The organism is Methanomassiliicoccales archaeon, from assembly GCA_014361295.1.
Lineage (GTDB): Archaea > Thermoplasmatota > Thermoplasmata > Methanomassiliicoccales > JACIVX01 > JACIVX01.
Window position 1 is genome coordinate 1 of record JACIVX010000059.1, and the last position, 1761, is coordinate 1761.

At 41.2% G+C, this 1761-nt stretch carries 4 protein-coding genes; 2 read left to right on the forward strand and 2 right to left on the reverse strand.

Annotated elements, in window-relative coordinates; genetic code table 11:
• Nucleotides 1-287, reverse strand: a 287-nt coding sequence (locus tag H5T41_11065) for a tRNA (pseudouridine(54)-N(1))-methyltransferase TrmY (protein ID MBC7109298.1), incomplete at its 3' end; no start/stop codon positions are given.
• A gap of 438 nt (nt 288-725) precedes the next feature.
• Between H5T41_11065 and H5T41_11070 the strand changes: the two genes are divergently transcribed.
• Entirely contained in the window at nt 726-1037 is a 312-nt protein-coding gene (locus H5T41_11070) for a hypothetical protein (protein MBC7109299.1), read from the forward strand.
• 167 nt (nt 1038-1204) lie between these two features.
• Here H5T41_11070 and H5T41_11075 read toward each other — a convergent pair whose 3' ends face one another.
• Complete coding sequence (locus tag H5T41_11075) at nt 1205-1501, reverse strand: hypothetical protein (protein ID MBC7109300.1); 297 nt, start codon at nt 1499-1501, stop codon at nt 1205-1207.
• A 111-nt stretch (nt 1502-1612) separates the two neighbouring features.
• On the opposite strand from H5T41_11075, the gene H5T41_11080 reads away from it, so the two are divergent.
• Nucleotides 1613-1761, forward strand: a 149-nt coding sequence (locus H5T41_11080) for an acylphosphatase (protein MBC7109301.1), incomplete at its 3' end; no start/stop codon positions are given.

Here is a 1761-nt window from a genome sequence, read left to right on the forward strand (position 1 = left end):
TTTTTTCCTGCTTTGAACTTTAAAGCTTTCCTTATAAGTCCTGCGACACTCCTCTCATCAGGTGACATTCCCTTAAGTTCATCACTCTTGATCTTCACGACCCTGGGGGGGTTAGGATCGCCAAGCAATAAAAGATAGACCTCCATGGACTCTCTTATAGAATGGGACAAGAAAATGGCCTGGGAAATGCAACGACACATGATATCCATCCGTCCAGCGCCTGGGATATTCTTCAAACTAAATGGCCCGGTAGTGGCTTTATTGCCTATAACAAGAAAACCTCTCATAATATCAAATTATATATTAAGACCTTATAAGTTAAGGTTAGTAAACATATACACCTACAAATAAAAAGTTGGATTTTTCATGAAAATTCTTTTCATAGAACCTCCAAAGGATCAACGGTTTTTTAATGGGCGAATACCACCCACCCCATTGGGTATATTAGAATTAGCAGCCTACATCGAGGCCAAAAATGAAAACATAAAAGTTTTTGAATTGTCAAAGTGTTGACTGGGAAGGACTGGAAAAACACATAGAATCATTCCAACCAGACATGGACATCCCAAGCACTCTAGCAACTTGTAATGCCTATCTAGTCATCAGGACGGTTGAAACAGCAAAGAAAATCGACCCAAAGATAACAACCGTCATTGGAGGGTAAGATTTCACAGCCACGGCCCATGAAACCCTCAAATCATATCTTGAAGTTGATTTTATCATCCGTGGAGAAGGTGAAGAAAACACTCAATGAATTCGTACATGCAATAGAACAAGATAGTCCGGTTTCAAAGGTTAAAGGCCTATCATTCAGATACAATGGGAAAATAATACACAACCCTCCGGGGCCGCTGATCGAAAATCTGGACCAGCTACCCTTTCCAGGGTATCATTTCGTGACAGAGCATATGATATCATTTCAAGATGAATGCTTCAGCCTACCCCACGGCGAACTAATAGTAGGCATAATCTTCGGAACACTCTTAACCATCATCAAAATCTGCCATGCTAAAAAAAATAGACATTGGATACAATAGGCCCCCAAGTATAAATGATAATCATTGGAATACTCATCATACTCGGCGCACTATACAAAATCAACCAAAACCTACACTCCCAAAAAACTTGTAAACTATATAGCAGCACCTCCCCACACACCTTTTAAGGAGCCCCCAAAAACTCAGGATAAACCAGAGAGCGTACATTAACCTTCTCTTGTAGATTCTTGCAGATAGATGCTTACGAAATCGCCTTCCCTGATTTCATAAATTTCAAGCTGATCCTCCGGTATCTTAAGAGCACCATCTGGTGTTAAACGCTCCCAGACAGTCCTTGACACACTCCTAGTTTCCACGTTCCCATCTCGAATCCTAGCATGCCTTACAAGCTTATAATTCACATACTTACCCTCTTCCATCCTAAAAGTTTCCCTGATATCCTCAGGGACTAAGATCGTCCCATCCTCTCTAACCTTCCCAGTTATATACAATCCTATCTCCAAGACACACCCCCCCGTGTGTCCACCACATAGAATAATATTATAGAAAATAATTATTATAAAATTTACCCAGATTGAGGACTGTAAGTATTGTAGTGGGAGGCCCAAGAGGATATGAAAGTTAGAGCTCATATATTTATCAGTGGCAGGGTGCAAGGCGTGTTTTTCAGGTATAGAACCCAAGATGTTGCAATGGACCATAATGTAAAAGGTTGGGTGCGCAACCTGCCAGATGGCAGAGTAGAAGCCGTCCTCGAAGGCGA